Consider the following 17121-nt stretch of genomic DNA (forward strand, 5'->3'; position numbering starts at 1 on the left):
CGGCTCATTCGTAGTGGCCGCCGGGCGCTTCGATCCACTTTTGCAGGTGAATCCGGTGCTTCGGTGCGATGGCGATGAAGCGGAAGCCGATCCAGGCCTGGCCCGGTGCGCTGGCGCGATCCATCCACAGCAGGTGCGCGCCCACTTCCACCATCGCCGACTTGCCGGCGCCGTCCGGCAGCGCGAACTGCAGCTGGTAGAGCGCGTCGTCGACCAGGGCTTCGCTGGCGATCAGCAGCATGCCGCTTTCGGACAGGTTGCCGATGTGGCCGACCACGCGCTCGGTCATCGCATCGGTGACCATGATCGTGTCGGCGGCCTTGCGCCGGCGTGCGCGGCGGAATTCGTTGATCATCTCGACTCCAGCAGCGCGGGCTCTTCGCCGCGGCCGGCGAAGCTGCGCAGCGCGCTGACCGCCGCCTGCCAGGCGCGGTCGACCAGGCGCCCGCGTTCGGCGGTGACGATGCGGGCCTGCCCGGCGGCGATCATGCGCGCGAGGTTGTCGAGCGAGTGCTCGCCGGTGCGCTGGCCGCGCTGGTTGACGAACAGTGCGTTGTCGGTAACCGGGCTGAACCACGACAGGCGCTGGCGCACGAAGTCGCCCTGCTGGTTGACGACGAATTCGATCCAGGTGCCGAACGGCATCACCCGCAGCTGTTCATAGCGGGCCTGTTCTTCCGGCGTGCGCGGCGGCAGCTTCGGGCGCTTGGCCTTGGCAGGGTCTTCGCCCAGCCGTGCGCGCGCCTTGAGCTTGACCGCCAGTTCGGTGCGCGAGGCCGGGTCGTCCTCGTCCTCGGGCACGCACTGGGTCAGGCGCTGCGCGATCACCCCGGCCTCGTCGGCGTGGTAGCCGACCTGGCCGAGTGCCTCGGCCACGTGGGCGGTCAGCGCCGGGTCGGCGAGCGCGTCGTCGCTGCAGCAGGCGGCGACGATCTGCTGGGTGGCTTGCACCTGCTTGCGCCATTCGTCCGAGCCCTCGCCCTGGCGCAGCAGGGTCAGGGTGAGGACGTCCGCCCAGGCCTGGTTGAGCAGCGCGCGGGCGAACTTGGCCAGGCGCCGGTCGCCGATGATCGCGTCGAGCGTCTCGGTGGCGCGCAGCTTGGCGACTTCAAGCTTTTCCTTGCCGCGCGCGGCCTCGACGTGGCGGCGTTCGAGCAATTCGGCCTTGCGCACCTGTTCCTGCAGGTGGCTCTCGAGCTTGTTGTTGCTGGCGTCGAAGACCGCATCGTCGCCGTCGTAGTTCTCGACGACGTGGGTGACCGCCTGCTGCAGCGGCAGCAGCATCTGCGGGTCGTAGTCGTCCTTGTCCAGCCACCGGGCCGCGGATTCGGCGACCGTGTTGAGCAGCCGGCGCGCGGGGTGGTGGCCCCGGACGAAGAACGCGCGGTCCTGCAGCGCCACGCGCAGCAGCGGCAACTGCAGGCGGCGGACCAGCGCGGCGGCCGGCGCGTCGGCGCGGATCTCCTCCTCGATCTGCCCGTACAGCATCGACAGCAGTTCGAACGTGTCGTTGTCGCGTTGCGACAGCGTCGCGCCCTTGCCGTGTTGCTGCCTTGCCTGGGCCAGCAGCGTCTGCTTGACGTCGTGCAGGCTGTGGGTGCTGCCGGCGGGCTGCGCCTGCAGGGCGCCCAAAGCGCTGAACACGTCGCGCGTGCTCAGTTCTTCACGTGGACCGCCGGGCTGGCGCGGTCGCAGCTTGCCGATCAGCGCGCGCCGCCCCGACATGAGCTGCTGCAGCATCGCCAGCGAGGCCTGTTCGTCGCCGTTGTCCGGGTCGTCCCAGGACTCGCCCATCCAGGCGGTATGCGGGCGCGGCTGGGCCGACGGCGGCCGGCCGGCCGGAGCATTCGCCGCGGGAGCGGTATCGCCGGCGCCAGCGCCGCCACCGTGTCCACCGCCGCCGCCGCCACCACCGCCGCCACCGCCACCGCGCCCATCGCTCGTGCCTGCGACGGCGTCCGAATCTGCGGCAGGTGCATCAGCGTGCTGATCCGCTCGGGTCCGGGGGACTGCGCCAGTCCCGGTGTCAGCCGAGCGGGCATCCCGGGGGGTGCCCTGCGGCGTGGCGCGAGCCCGTACCGGCACGAAGGTCAGGCCGGGCAACACACCCTCGACGTCCATCGCCTCGTCCAGCTTCTCGAGGCTGCGCGCATAGCCCGACATTACCTGGCGGTCGAAGACGCGGTACAGCAGCAGGCGCGCCTCGTAGGGCACCTGCAGCGTCTGGCTGGCGTTGCGCATCGCCCTGCATAGCGCCCGCGGCCCGAGCGGAATGCGTTCGGCGTCAAAGGCCGGGCTGCCGGCGAGCACGCCGAAGCGCTGGCCCAGCAGGTGCAGCGGCAGCGCCGCACGCGACTCCTGGCGGGCGGCGATCTCGCGCAGCACCGCGCCTTCATCCATCACCTCGTCTTCGACCAGGCTGAGGTTCTGGAACGGCGCGCGCGTGCCGGCCGCGGGCGCTTCATCCGGGGGCCGTGCGCTGCGAATCCCGGCAACCCCGGCTTCCAGTTCGAGCATGAAGCGCGGAATCAGGTCCGCCCGGTTCATGCGCAGGGTGCGCAGGGTCTGCATGTAGCCCGATTCGACGCCGGGGCTGCGGGCCAGGTCGGCCAACCGGAACAGTTCCTGCTCGAACTCCCTGAGCATCGTGCCGAGGCTGTTGTCCAGCTCGTCGGAGACCAGCGAGAGGGCGTGTTCCAGGGACTTGCGCACGCGCCGGGGCAAACCCGCGGCGGCAAGCGTGCGCGGCGTGGCATCGTTCGATGGCGTCGAAGCGGACATGGATGTGATTGTGCTCCCCTGCAGGCTTCTTATCACGCCGGGGGCAGGCGGGGCCAGCGTACGGATTCGGCGAGGGCCTTCGGCCAGCGCCCCCGGGCTCGCGATGGCATGGGGCGGCGGTCGCTACGCGTCCAGGAACAGCGCGATCACGTCGTTGCCGAAACGACGGCCCAGCGCGGTCGGCCGCACGCGATCGCCGTCCAGCTGCAACCAGCCGCGATCCCGCGCCTGCGCCAGCGGCGCGGCGATCGCGGCGCGGGGCAGGCCGGTACGCGCCTCGAACTGGGCCAGCGTGAATCCCTCGACCAGGCGCAGGGCGTTGAGCATGTATTCGAACGGCCTGCGCGCCGGCTCGATGGTGTCGTCGCCGCCGATGGCCTCCGCGGTGCCGGCGGTGGCGAGGTAGGCCGCAGGGTGCTTGTGCTTCCAGCGTCGCAGGATCGCCTGGTCGGCGCCCAGGGTGAGCTTGCCGTGCGCGCCGGCGCCAATGCCGAGGTAGTCGCCGAAGCGCCAGTAGTTGAGGTTGTGCGCGCACTGCCGGCCGGGCCTTGCGTAGGCGCTGACTTCGTACTGCGCGTAGCCGGCATCGGCGAGCATCTGCTGGCAGCGTTCCTGCATGTCCCACGCGGCGTCTTCGTCGGGGATGTCGCGCGGCGGCCTGGCGGCGAACACGGTGTTGGGCTCCAGCGTCAGCTGGTAATGCGAGACGTGCGCCGGCTGCAGCGCCAGCGCACGTTCGATATCGCGCTCGGCCATCGCCAGGGTCTGCCCGGGCAGCGCGTACATCAGGTCGAGGTTGAAGTTGTCGAAGCCGGCATCGCGGGCGAGCTTCACCGCCGCTTCGGCCTCGGCGCTGTCGTGGATCCGACCCAGCCGCTTGAGCACCTCGTCGTCGAAAGTCTGGACGCCGAAGCTCAGCCGGTTCACGCCGGCCGCGCGATAGTGCTCGAAGCGGCCGTGTTCGGCGGTGCCGGGATTGGTTTCCAGGGTGATCTCCAGCCCGGGCGCGAAGCGCAGGCGCGCGCTGGCGCCTTGCAGGAACGCGTCGATGGCTTCGGCCGGAAACAGGCTCGGCGTGCCGCCGCCGAAGAACACGCTGTGCACGGTGCGGCCCCAGGCCAGCGGCAGGTCGAAGTCCAGGTCGGCCAGCAGCGCCTCGACGTACTGCGCGAACGGCGGCGTACCGCCCGCGCCGCGGAATTCATGCGAGTTGAAGTCGCAATACGGGCACTTGCGCACGCACCAGGGCAGGTGGACGTACAGCGACAGCGGCGGCGGGGTAAGCATGGCGGGCATTGTAGGAGCGGCCGGCATTGCATGCGCGCGCCGGCTTGTGCAGGAGCGGCTTCGGCTGCGAGCTTCTTGCACGATGAAGGGATTGCTTGCGCGAGCGCACCTGGGCGCAACGGGCGTTGCCGGGTGCTGCCAGTCACGCCCGGCAGGCCCCTGCGGAGGGAGGTGTTCTGCAGGAGGCGTGCGGCTGCAGCCGCTCCTACAGGGACGCCAGTTTCTCGCGCAGCGCCGCCAGCGCCAGGCCGCGGTGGCTGATGCGGTTCTTCAGCGACGGATCCAGCTCGGCCGCCGACCGGCCGCGCTGCGGGTCGAGGAACACGGGGTCGTAGCCGAAGCCGCCGTCGCCCCGCCGTGCATGCAGGATGCGGCCATGCCAGCTGCCCTCTGCGATCAGCGGCTGCGGGTCATCGGCATGACGCAGCAGCACGATCGCGGCATGGAAATGCGCACCGCGGCGTTCGTCGGGAACATCGCGCAGCGCGTCGAGCAGTTTGTCGATGTTGGCCCCGGCGTCGCCGTGACTGCCTGCGTAGCGCGCCGAGTACAGCCCGGGCGCGCCACCAAGCGCATCCACGCACAGGCCCGAATCGTCGGCCAGCGCCGGCAGGCCGGTCGCGCGCGCAGCGTGGCGGGCCTTGAGCAGGGCGTTCTCGACGAAGCTCAGGCCGGTTTCGTCGACGTCCCCGACACCCAGTTCGCCCTGCGCGACGCAGTCGATGCCGCTGTCGCCCAGCAGATCGGCGAACTCGGCCAGCTTGCCGCGGTTGCCGCTGGCGATGACCAGTTTCAATGCGCCGGGCCGTCGTCGCGCGGATGCATCAGCGTGCCAGTGCCTCGCGCTGCGCGGCCAGCAACTGGCCGATGCCGCTTTCGGCGAGGCCAAGCAGGGCATCGAGCTCTTCGCGGCGGAAGGCGTGGCCCTCGGCCGTGCCCTGCAGCTCGATGAAGCCGCCGCCGTCGTTCATCACCACGTTCATGTCGGTGTCGCAGTCGCTGTCTTCCGCGTAATCGAGGTCGAGCACCGGCACGCCGCGATACACGCCCACCGAAACCGCGGCCACCGCGCCGAAGATCGGATCGCGGCTGATGTCCTTGCGCGCCTGCAGCCAGCGCACGGCGTCGACCAGGGCCACGTAGGCACCGGTGATGGCGGCCGTGCGGGTGCCGCCATCGGCCTGCAGCACGTCGCAATCCAGGGTGACAGTGCGCTCGCCCAGTGCGCGGCGGTCGACGCAGGCGCGCAGCGTGCGGCCGATCAGGCGCTGGATTTCCAGCGTCCGCCCGCCCTGCTTGCCGCGCGCGGCCTCGCGGTCGTTGCGGGTGTTGGTCGAGCGCGGCAGCATCCCGTACTCGGCGGTGACCCAGCCCTCGCCCTTGCCGCGCAGGAAGCCGGGCACGCGGTTCTCGACGCTGGCCGTGCACAGCACGCGGGTGTCGCCGAAGCTCACCAGCACCGAGCCTTCGGCGTGGCGGGTAAAGGCGCGTTCGATGCGCACGTCGCGCAGCTGGCCGGGCGCGCGGCCGCTGGGGCGGGCGAAGGCCGCCGGAGTGGAACTGGACATGTGGGTGTTTGCCTGACGCGGTGCGCGAGTTTAACAGGGCGTCGCACATTCGCCGGCATGCGCCGCAGGCCTGCGCAGCCGGCACGCGGCGATCGGTCGCTCATGGCCGCAAACGCCGCCGATGGCATACTTTCCGCCCGACTCTCCCGCAGGGCCTTGCATGATCCGCAGCATGACCGCCTTCGCCGCCGGCGAACGCAGCACCGAATGGGGCACGCTCGGCTGCGAGATGCGCGCGGTCAACCATCGCTTCCTCGAGCTGGGCGTGCGCTTGCCCGACGAGCTGCGGCTGCTGGAGCCTGCCCTGCGCGAACGCGTCTCGTCGCGTGTGTCGCGCGGCAAGGTCGACCTCACCCTGCGCCTGCGCTCGAGCGAAGGCGGCGGCACGCTGCAGGTCAACGACGCGCTGCTGCGGCAGCTGTCCGACCTGGCGACCGGCGTGAGCACCCGTTTCCCGGGCCTGCGCACCCAGTTCACCGACTTGCTGCAGTTCCCCGGCGTGCTGCAGTCGAAGGCCGGCGACCCGGCTGCGCTGCATGCCCAGGCGATGGAGCTGCTCGACGAGGTGCTGGCCGAATTCGTCGCCGCGCGCGAACGCGAGGGCGGCAAGCTGGTCGCCGCGATCCTCGAGCGCGTCGACGGCATCGCCGCGCAGGCCGCGCAGGTGCGCGAACTGATCCCGCTGATCCGCGCCGGCCAGCGTGCCAAGCTCGACGCCCGCATCGCCGACCTGGCGCAGGCCGCGGATCCCGGGCGCGTGGAGCAGGAACTGGTGCTGTGGCTGCAGAAGCTCGATGTCGACGAGGAGCTTGATCGCCTCGACAGCCACGTCGTCGAGATCCGCCGCATCTTCACCCAGGACCAGCCGGTCGGCCGCCGCCTCGACTTCCTGCTGCAGGAGTTCAACCGCGAGGCCAACACCCTGGGCTCGAAATCGGTCGACGCGCGCACCAGCAACATCGCGGTGGAGCTCAAGGTGCTGATCGACCAGATCCGCGAGCAGGTGCAGAACATTGAGTAGCCGGGACCGGAAGCGCGGGATTCGGGCTTCGCAAAAGCGGTTACGATTCGCTTCGTAATCCTGGGGCAGGCTCTTGTCTTCTCGAATCCAGAATCCGGAATCCCCGACCCCCGCGCCCATGCGTGGCACGCTGTTCATCGTCGCGGCGCCGTCGGGCGCCGGCAAGTCGAGCATCGTCAACGCCTGCCTGGCGCGCGACGCCAACATCTGCCTGTCGATCTCCTACACCTCGCGCGCGCCGCGCCCGGGCGAGCACGATGGCGAGCACTACAACTTCGTCGGTCGCGAGGAGTTCCAGCGCATGATCGACGCCGGCGATTTCTTCGAGCACGCACTGGTGCACGGCGACTGGAAGGGCACGGCGAAGAAGGCGGTGGACGCGCGCCTGGCGCAGGGCCGCGACGTGCTGCTGGAAATCGACTGGCAGGGCGCGCGCCAGGTGCGCGGGCAGGTGCCCGATGCGGTCAGCGTGTTCATCCTGCCGCCGTCGCGCGATGCGCTCGACCAGCGCATGCGCAAGCGCGGGCAGGACAGCGAGGACGTGATGGCGCGGCGGCTGGCGGCCGCGCGCGAGGAGATGTCGCACTACGACGAGTTCGACTACGTCATCGTCAACGAGGATTTCGACACCGCGGTGGACGAAATGTGCGCGATCTTCACCGCCAGCCGGCTGCGTCGCGAGATCCAGGCGCAGCGGCATGCCGGACTGGTTGCCGCGTTGCTGGCCGGGGAATAGGCGATGGCTTCCCGCGCTTGCGGGAGCGTTACACGGTCGCGGGCTTCTTGCGTCGGCGATCTTCGGAAACGCCCGCGGCTGGCAGCCGTTCCAGCGGGAACTGGAACGCTGCGGCGGTCGAAAAGATGCGCAAGTGATTGATTTTTCGGTGCAACGCTTGTGCCGAGCCCGGACAATCCCGTAAAATCCGCGTCCCCCTATCTATTGAGTCGACGGCCCGACCGGCCGCCGGGAGAGTTATGGCCCGCATCACCGTGGAAGATTGCCTGGAAGTGGTCGACAACCGCTTCGAGCTCGTCATGATGGCCGCCAAGCGCGCGCGCCAGCTCGCCAATGGCGTCGAGCCGCAGATCGACAACTCCGAGAACGACGACAAGCCGACGGTGCTGGCCCTGCGCGAGATCGCCGCCCGCCGCATCGACCAGCCCTACATCGACGCCGTCGACAAGATCGAGCGCGAGCGCAAGGAGCGCGAGGCGCTGGAATGGGCCGCCGCCGAGGTGGTGGCCGACGAGGACATGTCGAAGGGCGACGACCTGTAAGAAGGCGGGATTTGGGAATCGGGATTGGGGATTCGGAGAAGCGGATCCCGGCGTTTCCCTCCAGTGCCGGATCTTGCGCGGCCCCGCGAAAGCGGGGCCGTGGCGTTTCCGGCCCCTGAACGCCGCTGGACGGCGCCGACCATCGCCCTGGCCATTCCGAATCCCCAATCCCGATTCCCAAATCCCGGCCTGAGGCCTTAGGCTCGACGCCATGACCCCCGCCGAGCCCGTCCACCGCGAGACCCCGACGCCCGTCGACGACTCCGCCCCGGATTACGTCCTAGACCTGGAGCGTGCGGCCGACTACCTGTCGGCCGAACAGCGTGCGCTGCTCCGGCGCGCCTGGGCGGTGGGCGCGGCGGCGCATGCGGGACAGCTGCGCAAGTCCGGGGAACCCTACATCACCCACCCGGTGGCGGTGGCGCGGGTGCTGGCCGAGCAGAAGGTAGACGTCGAGACCCTGGTCGCGGCGATCCTGCACGACACCATCGAGGACACGCCGCTCGACCACGCGCAGCTGGCGGCCGAGTTTGGCGAGACAGTGGCCGAACTGGTCGACGGCGTCACCAAGCTCGACAAGCTCAAGTTCCAGGATCGCCAGGAAGCCGCTGCGGAAAGCTTCCGCAAGATGCTGCTGGCGATGGCGCGCGACCTGCGCGTGATCCTGATCAAGCTCGCCGACCGCCTGCACAACATGCGCACCCTCGGCGCGCAGACGGCCGAAGCCCGCGAGCGCATCGCCCGCGAGACGCTGGAGATCTACGCCCCGATTGCCCAGCGCCTGGGCATGAACCTGATCAAGGCCGAGCTGCAGGACCTCGGCTTCCGCGCGCTGCACCCGATCCGCCACGCGGTGCTGGAAAAGCGCATCCGCGCGCAGCCGCTGCTGCGGCGCGAGGCGCTGGCCAGGATCGAAGCGCAGCTGGCGCAGAAGCTCGCCAACGAAGGCCTGCAGCATCGGCTGGTGGGACGCGTGAAGTCGCCCTGGAGCATCTACAATAAGATGCAGGCCGAGGGTAAGACCTTCACCCAGGTGATGGACGTGTTCGGCTTCCGCGTGATCGTCGGCACGGTCGCCGACTGCTACCACGCGCTGGGCGTGGTGCATTCGGTCTACAAGCCGCTCGACGGGCGTTTCCGCGATTTCATCGCGATCCCCAAGGCCAACGGATACCAGTCGCTGCACACGGTGTTGTTCGGGCCCTACGGCTCGCCGATCGAGGTGCAGATCCGCACCCAGGAAATGGACCTGATCGCCGAGCGCGGCATCGCCGCGCACTGGACCTACAAACACGGCGGCGAAGCGCCCAACAGCGCCCAGGTGCGCGCGCATTCGTGGATCAGCAGCCTGCTCGAATCGCAGCGCGGCACCGGCTCGTCGCTGGAGTTCCTGGAGAACGTCAAGGTCGACCTGTTTCCCGACGAGGTCTACCTGTTCACGCCCAACGGCGACATCCTCTCGCTGCCGCGCAACGCCACCGCGCTCGACTTCGCCTATGCCGTGCACACCGACGTCGGCAACCAGGCGGTGGCCGCGCGCGTGGACAAGAAGCTGGTGCCGCTGCGCACCAAGCTGGCGAGCGGGCAGAAGGTGGAAATCGTGACTGCGAAATCCTCGATGCCCAAGCCGCAGTGGCTGGAGTTCGTGGTCACCGGCAAGGCGCGCACCGCGATCCGCCACCAGCTGAAGCACCTCGAGCACGAGGACGCGATGCAGCTCGGGCACCGGATGCTCGACCGCGCGCTCGAGGAGCGCGGCAGCTCGCTCGAACGCCTGCCGGTCGCGCGCCTGGACGCCTACCTGGGCGAGCTGCGCTATCCGCGGCTCGAAGAGTTGCTGGCCGACATCGCGCTCGGCAACCGCATGCCCGCGCAGGTGGCGCTGACGCTGACCCGCGACAAGGACGGCGAGGCCGGCGTGCCCGACTCGGAGGCCATGCCGCGCACCGGCGACAAGATCCTGATCACCGGCCACGAGCGCGGCATCATCACCTTCGCGCCGTGCTGCATGCCGATTCCCGGCGACGACATCATGGGTTACCACACCACCGGCCGCGGCATCATGGTGCACCGGATGGAATGCCCGAACGTGTCCGACTACCGCAAGTCGCCGGAACGCTGGGTTGCGATCGGCTGGGACCGCGAGGTCAGCGGCGACTTCGACGCTGCGCTGCGGGTGGAAGTGGAAAACAGTCCCGGCGTGCTGGCGCAGGTGGCTGCGGCAATCGCCGAGGCGCACTCCAACATCGACGGCGTCGAATACCTGGAGCGCGACACCAACGTCGCCGCGATCCACTTCTCGATCGAGGTCAAGAGCCGCAAGCACCTGGCCGACGTGATCCGGCGCACGCGCCGGCTGCACGTGGTGCACGGGGTACAGCGGCTGTAGGAGCGCCCCGTGGGCGCGATGGGCGTCCGTGGGCAAGGCTGTTGCCTGCCCAGGCGCTGGATCGCGCCATGGTGCGCTCCTACAATCAGCGGATTCCATCAGCGGATGCATCAGCCATGCCACGACAGCCCATCCACAGCGACAACGCCCCCGCCGCCATCGGCCCGTACTCGCAGGCCGTGCGGGCAGGCGGCACCGTCTACCTGTCCGGCCAGACCCCGATCGATCCCGCCACCGGCGCCCTGGTCGAAGGCGACATCCGTGCGCAGGCGCGCCGCGCGTTCGACAACCTCAAGGCCGTCTGCGAAGCCGCCGGCGGCTCGTTCGACGACATCGTCCGCGTCGGCCTGTACCTCACCGACCTCGGCCAGTTTGCCGAGGTCAATGCGGTGATGGCGGAGTATTTCGAGCAACCCTATCCGGCGCGTTCGACGATCGGCGTGGCGGCATTGCCGAAGGATTCGGCATTCGAAGTCGATGCGGTGATGGTGCTCGGTTGATCGACCGGAGCGGCGTTCGCCGCTCGGTGGAGGGTACCGGCGCCGGTCCTTGCCGGCGCGAACACCAGCGCATCAGGAACCGGTTGCGGGCGTAACCCCGGCCCGCGGTGGCGCGCGCATCGCGCTCGGCGCGGCCCCGGTCCAGCGCTTGAAGGCGCGCCTGAACTCGCGCGCATCCCGGAAGCCGACGCTCGCACCGACCTGGGCGATGGACAGCTCGCTGTCGCGCAGCAGTTCGCGGGCGCGCTCGCTGCGGACTTCGTCGTGGATCGCACGGAAGCCGCTGCCGGCGGCGACCAGTTGCCGGCGCAGGGTGCGTGGCGTCAGGTGCAGCTTGGCGGCGATGTCGCCGAGTCCCGGCGCTTCGTGCAGGCGCGAGCGCAGCAGCTGGCGCACGGCGGCGACGATCTCCCCGCTGGCCGGTCCGCGCGGCATCTGCGCGCGGCACAGGGCCAGCGCCTGCTGCGCGCTGACCGGGTTGTAGGCAGGCAGTCGGCGCGACATCCATCCCGGGTCGATCAGTTCGCGGTTGCGCGGCATGCCGAAGCGGATTTCGCATTCGAACAACGCCTCGTACTCGTGCGCGTATGCGGGCGCCGGGTAGGCCAGCTCCAGCCGCAGCGGCCGGAACGACGGTCCGACCAGGCCGCGGCAGAGCATCAGCGTGCTGGCGAACAGTTCCTCGCACAGGAACGGCAGGATCGTGTCGTCCGCCGAACGCGGGCTGGCCACCAGGCACAGCGCGTCCGGGTGGGAGGTATCGAGTTCCAGGTCCATCAGGCTGCCGGAAACCGGCGCGTACTGCAGGCCGATCGCCACCGCATCGCCGAACGTGCGCGCGGTCGTCATCGCCAGCCCGAGCAGGCCGAAGTTGCCGGTGGTCTGCTGCCGGCCAAGGCGCAGGCCGATGTCGGGCTCGGGCAGGTCGCGCAGCGCGCGCTGCACGACGCGGCTGGCCTGGCGGTAGGACACCCGCACCGAGGCGTCGTCGACCTGGGCGCGGGTCAGGCGCAGGCCGGCGAACCAGCGCTCGCAGGCGATACCCCGCTCCTCGGCCATCAGGCACAGCCCGGACAGGATGTTGGTGGCGATGCTGGCCGCGGTCAGGCGCGGGTCTAGGCTGTCGCGATTCATGTGGCTCTGGTGAGTTTGTCCGTTTTGCCCCCCATGAGTATGCCGCCAATGCCCTCCACCCGCACGGACGTGAACGCCGAGACTGTTGCGGGGAAGGCCGCCGTCGTGTGCAGGCCGGGAGATGGGACCGATGGGGAAGATGACGCTGTTCGCGCTGGCCGCCTGTGGCCTGCTGGCTGCCTGCGGTGGCGGCGGTGCCGACCAGGCCGCGCCGGCCGTGCCCGCCGACGGCGGATACCAGAAGGCGCTGCAGCAACAGCTGCTGGACGCAAAGCCCGGTGATGTCATCGAGATCCCCGCCGGCCGCTTCAGCTTCGACCGCAGCCTCAGCCTGCGCGTGGACGGCGTGACCATCCGTGGCGCCGGCATGGACAAGACCGTGCTGAGCTTCAAGGGCCAGCGCAGCGGCGCCGAAGGGCTGATCGTCAACGCCAGCGGCTTCACCCTGGAAAACCTCGCGATCGAGGACAGCAAGGGCGACGGCCTGAAGGTCAACGAGGGCGAGGACATCGTCATCCGCGGCGTGCGCGTGGAATGGACCAACGGCCCGCACACCGACAACGGCGCCTACGGCCTGTACCCGGTGCAGACGAAGAACGTGCTGATCGAGGATTCGGTGGTGATCGGCGCGTCGGATGCCGGCATCTACGTCGGCCAGTCGCAGGATGTCGTGGTGCGCCGCAACCGCGCCGAGCGCAACGTCGCCGGCATCGAGATCGAGAACTGTATCGGCGCCGACGTCTACGACAACGTCGCCACCGAGAACACCGGTGGCATCCTCGTGTTCAACATGCCCGACCTGCCGCAGCCCGGCCACACCACGCGCGTGTTCAAGAATCGCATCTTCAAGAACAACACCGCCAACTTCGGCCGCAAGGGCACGGCCGTGGCGGCGGTGCCGGCGGGCTCGGGCGTGGTGATCATGTCCAACGACCGGGTCGAGATCTTCGACAACGAGATCGCCGACAACAAGACCGCCAACGTGCTGGTCGCCAGCCACTACTCGGCCGGCTACGACAGCAAGTACAAGCCGTCGGCGGCGTTCGATCCCTATCCCGAGTACATCTACGTCCACGACAACCGCTTCTCCGGCGGCGGCGATTCCCCGGACGGCCTGGACATGAAGGCGCTGAAGGTGGCGATGTTCGGCCTCAACGGCCGTTTCCCCGACGTCTTCTGGGACGGCTACGTCAACGCCAAGCGCGCGGAAGGCCCGCAGATCTGCGTGCAGGGCGCCTCCGGCGTGCTCGACGCGGATGCGCCCAACAAGTTCAAGAACCCGAAATCCGATGCCAAGCCGTTCGACTGCAAGCTCGATCCACTGCCGGCGGTGGAGCTGAAGCAGGCTTGAGCACGATGATGGTGGATCCTCTTTTGCACCAAGGTTCCCGCAAGCGCGGGAACGACGCGGCTGCGGTCGCGCCCGCGCGACAGGGCACGGCCGTTCGCCGCGACAGGCGCGGGCCGACCCGTGCATTCGCGGCAATGGCCGCGCGCTGGGCCGTCGTGGCGACTGCACTGCTGGTGGCCGCGTGCGCCCGGCCGCCGGCGCCGGTCACCTTCCACGCCGACGGGTATCCGGAAAAGCTCAGCGAGTGGAACGTGGTCTACGTCGACGGCAAGACGCTTGCGCTCAACGACCGCGTGGTGCCGTTCGACCTCAACACGCCGCTGTTCAGCGATTACGCGCACAAGCTGCGCACGGTGTGGATGCCGGAGGGCACGATCGCGGACTACCAGACGCACGAGGCGCTGGATTTCCCGGTCGGTACCATCATCAGCAAGACGTTCTTCTACCCGACCGCCGAGGGCAAGGACGCGGTCGCGCGGACCGGCGACACCTCGCACGACCACGTCGGCGAGGGCCTCGACCTGCACAACGTGCGCATGATCGAAACCCGCCTGATGGTGCGCCGTGAGCAGGGCTGGGTGGCGATCCCCTATGCCTGGAACGAGGCGCAGACCGAGGCCACCCTGGCGCGCACCGGCGCCGATGTCCCCCTGCGCCTGGTCGCCGCCGACGGCAGCAGCGAGGATTTCGTGTACGAGGTCCCGGACCAGAACCAGTGCGCCGGCTGCCACGCCAGCAACAACACCACCCGCCAGATCGTGCCGCTGGGACCGAAGGCGCGCCACCTCAACAAGGATTACGACTACGCCGGCGGCCGCGAGAACCAGCTCGCGCACCTGCAGAAGGTCGGTTACCTGCGCGGCGTGCCGGCAACCGGCGTGCCGCGCAACGCCGACTGGCGCGACGCCGCGCACGCCAGCCTCGACGGCCGCGCGCGTGCCTACCTCGACATCAACTGCGGCCACTGCCACAACGACAAGGGGCCGGCGGACACTTCGGGCCTGTGGCTCGACGTCGGCGACCACCCGCCGCGCCACCTCGGCCTGTGCAAGCCGACGGTCGCGGCCGGGCAGGGCACGGGCGACCACCGTTTCGGTATCGTGCCGGGGAATCCCGACGAGTCGATCCTCGTCTATCGGATGGACAGCGACAGGCCCGGCGTGAGGATGCCGGAGATCGGCCGGGACGTGGTCCATCGCGAGGGCGTCGAGCTGATCCGTGACTGGATCGCGGCGATGGAGGGGAACTGCGACGAAACCTGAGCCGGACCGGCGCTGCCGGGTCCGGACGCACACACGCACCATCACAAGTTTGGGGAAGGGGAACGCGATGACGTTGAAGCAAGGAATCCTGAGTGTCTGCCTGCGCCGCGCCCTGGCCGGTGCCTGCGCGCTTCCGCTGGCGGCGATGGCACAGCAATCGCCGCCCGAACCCGCCGCGCAGCCCTCGGCAGACGCGGCGCAGCCGGGCGACGCGCTGACCCTCGACCGCATCGTGGTCACTGCGCAGAGCCGCGAGCAGGAACTGCAGGACGTGCCGATCGCGCTGCAGGTGGTGGGCCAGGACGTGCTCGAAACCTCCGTGGCGCGCGACATCGGCGACCTCGACGGCTTCATCCCGGGCCTGGTGGTGGACGACATGCAGCCGACGCAGGCGGGGTTCCGCCTGCGTGGCCTGAGCACCGGCGACTTCGGCATCGGCACCGACCCGACCGTGGGCGTGTACGTCGACGGCGTCTACGCAGGGCGCGGCGGCGGCACCGTGCTGCCGTTCATCGACGTCGAGCGGATCGAGGTGCTCAAGGGCCCGCAGGGGACGCTGTTCGGCCGCAACACGGCGGCCGGCGCGATTTCGATCATCACCCAGCAGCCGTCGACCGAAGGCTTCGAAGGCCGCGCGCGCCTGCGGCTGGGCAATTACGAGCAGCGCTACTTCGACGGGATGTTGAACGTGCCGCTCGGCGAGGACGTCGCGCTGCGCGTCAATGCACTGCACAGCGAAACCGGCGGCTGGCTGGACGACGCGGCGACCGGCAAGTCGCTCAATGACGGCGACAACCAGGCGCTGCGCGCCGCGCTGCGCTGGAACATCGGCGACAACACGTCGCTGTCCTTCAGCTGGGACCACGAGAAGCTGGACCAGCGCTCGCGCCCGACCATCGGCATCGTCGACCTGCCGCCCGCGCCGGGCCTGCCCGCGTTCCCGGCGAACCCGGACGACTACCGCAATCCGTTCGATCAGCCGGCGTACACCGACGTGGCCGGCAACGACGAAGGCCGGACCTTCGACGGCGCCACCCTGATCCTCGAGCACGGCTTCGACTGGGGCCGGCTCACCTCGACCACCGCGTGGCGCAACTTCGACACCATCAACCGCGCCGAGGAGGACGGGACCAACCGCCGCTACCTGTACATCGACACGGTCAACCTCGAGGACAACACCACCTGGTACCAGGAGTTCAAGTTCAGCGGCAGCAGCGACCGCTTCGACTGGGTCGCCGGCGCGAGCTACTTCCAGGAGGACGCCAGGCAGACCAGCCAGGTGGACCTGTACAGCGACAGCATCGACACCGCCGCCAACTACGTGTTCGGCATGCCGATCTTCAGCCTGCTGCAGGGCGCTGCCGACGGCTACGGCATCCCGGTGCAGCTGTTCGGGAATCCGTGGATGGAGGCGTACCACAACACCCTGGACGCAAAGGCGTACGCGGTGTTCGGCGACGTCATCTGGCACGCGACCGACCGCCTCAACCTCACCTTCGGCCTGCGCTACACGCGCGACCAGAAGCGCTTCACCTGGTTCAACGACTTCCACAAGGCCGACGAGCTCAACCAGGCCCTGCAGGTGCTCGACCAGGCCGGGATCCTCGCCGGGCTGGGGCTCAATGCCGACTACTTCGCCGGCCTCGACCTCGCGTTCCAGGACCCGGTCTCGATGGCCAACAAGGGCAAGCTCAACAGCGCCAGCAATTCATGGAGCGACGTGAGCCCGCGCCTGGTCGTGGACTACCACCTCTCCGACGACGCCATGGTGTTCGCGTCGCTGGCAAAGGGTTACAAGGCCGGCGGCTACAACGCCTTCTCGCCGGGCGCGCATTTCGACAACGAGGAAGTGTGGAACTTCGAAACCGGGATCAAGCGCACCTTCGTCGACGAGCGCGTGCAGCTCGAGGCATCCGCGTTCCGCTATGTCTACGACAACCGCCAGGCGATCTGGCTCGACACCACGCCGCAGGTGCCGCGCTACGTGACCAACGTCAGCGACCTGACCGCCTGGGGCATGGAGCTGAGCACGCGCTGGTTCCCCAGCCGCGCCTTCAACATGGATTTCAACGCGAGCTGGATCAACTCCACCTACGACGACTACGTGACGCCCGACGGGCGCGACCTCAGCGGGCAGGCCACCGGCGAGCCGTGGTTCTCCTACTCCGCGAGCGCCAACTATCTCGTCGACTTGGCCGACAGCGGCCGCCTGCGCTTCACCGTGCGCCACGCGTATCGCGGTGCGAGCCGGTGCAACACGAGTTCCAGCACGCAGGGCAACTGCGGCCGCTACATGAACTTCACGATCGGCGAGGAGCAGAACCGCACCGACGTGTTCGTCCAGTGGAGTTCGCCGACGGATACCTGGGCGGTGGCGCTGTACGCCAACAACATGTTCAACAACCGCTATGTCCACGGCCTGAACCAGTACGGCACCACGGTGTTCGGTACCACCGGGGCGACGATCAGCGAGCCGCGCTACTACGGCATGGAGCTGCGCTACCGCTTCTGACCTGCAGGTGCGACGCGCGCCGGCATCTTCGCGGATGC

General features: G+C 69.2%; 14 protein-coding genes. 8 read left to right on the forward strand and 6 right to left on the reverse strand.

Annotated features, from left to right (window positions below; all coding sequences use genetic code 11):
- Nucleotides 1-4: 4 nt before the first annotated feature.
- From H570_RS0100820 to rph, 5 genes are all read right to left on the reverse strand, one after another.
- Nucleotides 5-355, reverse strand: a complete 351-nt coding sequence (locus tag H570_RS0100820) for a PilZ domain-containing protein (protein ID WP_027079096.1) — start codon at nucleotides 353-355, stop codon at nucleotides 5-7.
- Entirely contained in the window at nucleotides 352-2781 is a 2430-nt protein-coding gene (locus H570_RS15770; protein WP_051175942.1) for a DUF1631 domain-containing protein, read from the reverse strand. Before H570_RS15770 ends, H570_RS0100820 begins: the two co-directional genes overlap by 4 nt.
- A gap of 123 nt (nucleotides 2782-2904) precedes the next feature.
- On the reverse strand, nucleotides 2905-4077 hold the full coding sequence (gene hemW / locus H570_RS0100830; RefSeq protein WP_027079097.1) for a radical SAM family heme chaperone HemW: 1173 nt from the start codon (nucleotides 4075-4077) through the stop codon (nucleotides 2905-2907).
- A 196-nt stretch (nucleotides 4078-4273) separates the two neighbouring features.
- The gene (rdgB, locus tag H570_RS0100835; RefSeq protein ID WP_027079098.1) at nucleotides 4274-4864 is read right to left on the reverse strand and encodes an RdgB/HAM1 family non-canonical purine NTP pyrophosphatase; all 591 of its coding nucleotides are present in this window, start codon (nucleotides 4862-4864) and stop codon (nucleotides 4274-4276) included.
- 28 nt (nucleotides 4865-4892) lie between these two features.
- Complete coding sequence (rph, locus tag H570_RS0100840; protein WP_027079099.1) at nucleotides 4893-5636, reverse strand: ribonuclease PH; 744 nt, start codon at nucleotides 5634-5636, stop codon at nucleotides 4893-4895.
- A gap of 160 nt (nucleotides 5637-5796) precedes the next feature.
- Here rph and H570_RS0100845 point away from each other — a divergent pair, with 160 nt between their 5' ends.
- From H570_RS0100845 to H570_RS0100870, 5 genes are all read left to right on the forward strand, one after another.
- The gene (locus H570_RS0100845) at nucleotides 5797-6657 is read left to right on the forward strand and encodes a YicC/YloC family endoribonuclease (RefSeq protein ID WP_027079100.1); all 861 of its coding nucleotides are present in this window, start codon (nucleotides 5797-5799) and stop codon (nucleotides 6655-6657) included.
- Between the two features lie 118 nt (nucleotides 6658-6775).
- Entirely contained in the window at nucleotides 6776-7393 is a 618-nt protein-coding gene (gmk, locus tag H570_RS0100850; protein WP_027079101.1) for a guanylate kinase, read from the forward strand.
- Between the two features lie 239 nt (nucleotides 7394-7632).
- A complete protein-coding gene (gene rpoZ, locus H570_RS0100860) occupies nucleotides 7633-7935 on the forward strand; it encodes a DNA-directed RNA polymerase subunit omega (protein ID WP_027079102.1) in 303 nt (100 codons plus the stop codon).
- A 211-nt stretch (nucleotides 7936-8146) separates the two neighbouring features.
- Complete coding sequence (locus tag H570_RS0100865; protein WP_027079103.1) at nucleotides 8147-10324, forward strand: RelA/SpoT family protein; 2178 nt, start codon at nucleotides 8147-8149, stop codon at nucleotides 10322-10324.
- A gap of 116 nt (nucleotides 10325-10440) precedes the next feature.
- A complete protein-coding gene (locus tag H570_RS0100870) occupies nucleotides 10441-10824 on the forward strand; it encodes a RidA family protein (RefSeq protein WP_027079104.1) in 384 nt (127 codons plus the stop codon).
- A gap of 72 nt (nucleotides 10825-10896) precedes the next feature.
- Here the strand turns inward: H570_RS0100870 and H570_RS15775 are convergent, their stop codons facing one another.
- Nucleotides 10897-11958: an AraC family transcriptional regulator gene (locus H570_RS15775; protein ID WP_084499571.1), complete on the reverse strand. Its 1062-nt coding sequence runs from the start codon at nucleotides 11956-11958 to the stop codon at nucleotides 10897-10899.
- A gap of 130 nt (nucleotides 11959-12088) precedes the next feature.
- Between H570_RS15775 and H570_RS0100880 the strand changes: the two genes are divergently transcribed.
- From H570_RS0100880 to H570_RS0100890, 3 genes are all read left to right on the forward strand, one after another.
- Nucleotides 12089-13309, forward strand: a complete 1221-nt coding sequence (locus H570_RS0100880; RefSeq protein ID WP_027079105.1) for a parallel beta-helix domain-containing protein — start codon at nucleotides 12089-12091, stop codon at nucleotides 13307-13309.
- A 134-nt stretch (nucleotides 13310-13443) separates the two neighbouring features.
- Nucleotides 13444-14571: an SO2930 family diheme c-type cytochrome gene (locus H570_RS0100885; protein ID WP_027079106.1), complete on the forward strand. Its 1128-nt coding sequence runs from the start codon at nucleotides 13444-13446 to the stop codon at nucleotides 14569-14571.
- 67 nt (nucleotides 14572-14638) lie between these two features.
- Nucleotides 14639-17083, forward strand: coding sequence for a TonB-dependent receptor (locus H570_RS0100890; protein ID WP_027079107.1), 2445 nt, complete (start codon nucleotides 14639-14641; stop codon nucleotides 17081-17083).
- Nucleotides 17084-17121: the final 38 nt, after the last annotated feature.

Origin of the sequence: Luteimonas mephitis DSM 12574, assembly GCF_000422305.1 — a bacterium.
Taxonomy (GTDB): domain Bacteria; phylum Pseudomonadota; class Gammaproteobacteria; order Xanthomonadales; family Xanthomonadaceae; genus Luteimonas; species Luteimonas mephitis.

What these genes read in the sequence shown, in the direction of transcription:
- H570_RS0100820 (WP_027079096.1), bottom strand. Translation starts at nt 355, where the DNA reads ATGATCAACGAATTCCGCCGCGCACGCCGGCGCAAGGCCGCCGACACG.
- H570_RS15770 (WP_051175942.1), bottom strand. Translation starts at nt 2,781, where the DNA reads ATGTCCGCTTCGACGCCATCGAACGATGCCACGCCGCGCACGCTTGCC.
- hemW (WP_027079097.1), bottom strand. Translation starts at nt 4,077, where the DNA reads ATGCCCGCCATGCTTACCCCGCCGCCGCTGTCGCTGTACGTCCACCTG.
- rph (WP_027079099.1), bottom strand. Translation starts at nt 5,636, where the DNA reads ATGTCCAGTTCCACTCCGGCGGCCTTCGCCCGCCCCAGCGGCCGCGCG.
- H570_RS0100845 (WP_027079100.1), top strand. Translation starts at nt 5,797, where the DNA reads ATGATCCGCAGCATGACCGCCTTCGCCGCCGGCGAACGCAGCACCGAA.
- gmk (WP_027079101.1), top strand. Translation starts at nt 6,776, where the DNA reads ATGCGTGGCACGCTGTTCATCGTCGCGGCGCCGTCGGGCGCCGGCAAG.
- rpoZ (WP_027079102.1), top strand. Translation starts at nt 7,633, where the DNA reads ATGGCCCGCATCACCGTGGAAGATTGCCTGGAAGTGGTCGACAACCGC.
- H570_RS0100865 (WP_027079103.1), top strand. Translation starts at nt 8,147, where the DNA reads ATGACCCCCGCCGAGCCCGTCCACCGCGAGACCCCGACGCCCGTCGAC.
- H570_RS0100870 (WP_027079104.1), top strand. Translation starts at nt 10,441, where the DNA reads ATGCCACGACAGCCCATCCACAGCGACAACGCCCCCGCCGCCATCGGC.
- H570_RS15775 (WP_084499571.1), bottom strand. Translation starts at nt 11,958, where the DNA reads ATGAATCGCGACAGCCTAGACCCGCGCCTGACCGCGGCCAGCATCGCC.
- H570_RS0100880 (WP_027079105.1), top strand. Translation starts at nt 12,089, where the DNA reads ATGGGGAAGATGACGCTGTTCGCGCTGGCCGCCTGTGGCCTGCTGGCT.
- H570_RS0100885 (WP_027079106.1), top strand. Translation starts at nt 13,444, where the DNA reads ATGGCCGCGCGCTGGGCCGTCGTGGCGACTGCACTGCTGGTGGCCGCG.
- H570_RS0100890 (WP_027079107.1), top strand. Translation starts at nt 14,639, where the DNA reads ATGACGTTGAAGCAAGGAATCCTGAGTGTCTGCCTGCGCCGCGCCCTG.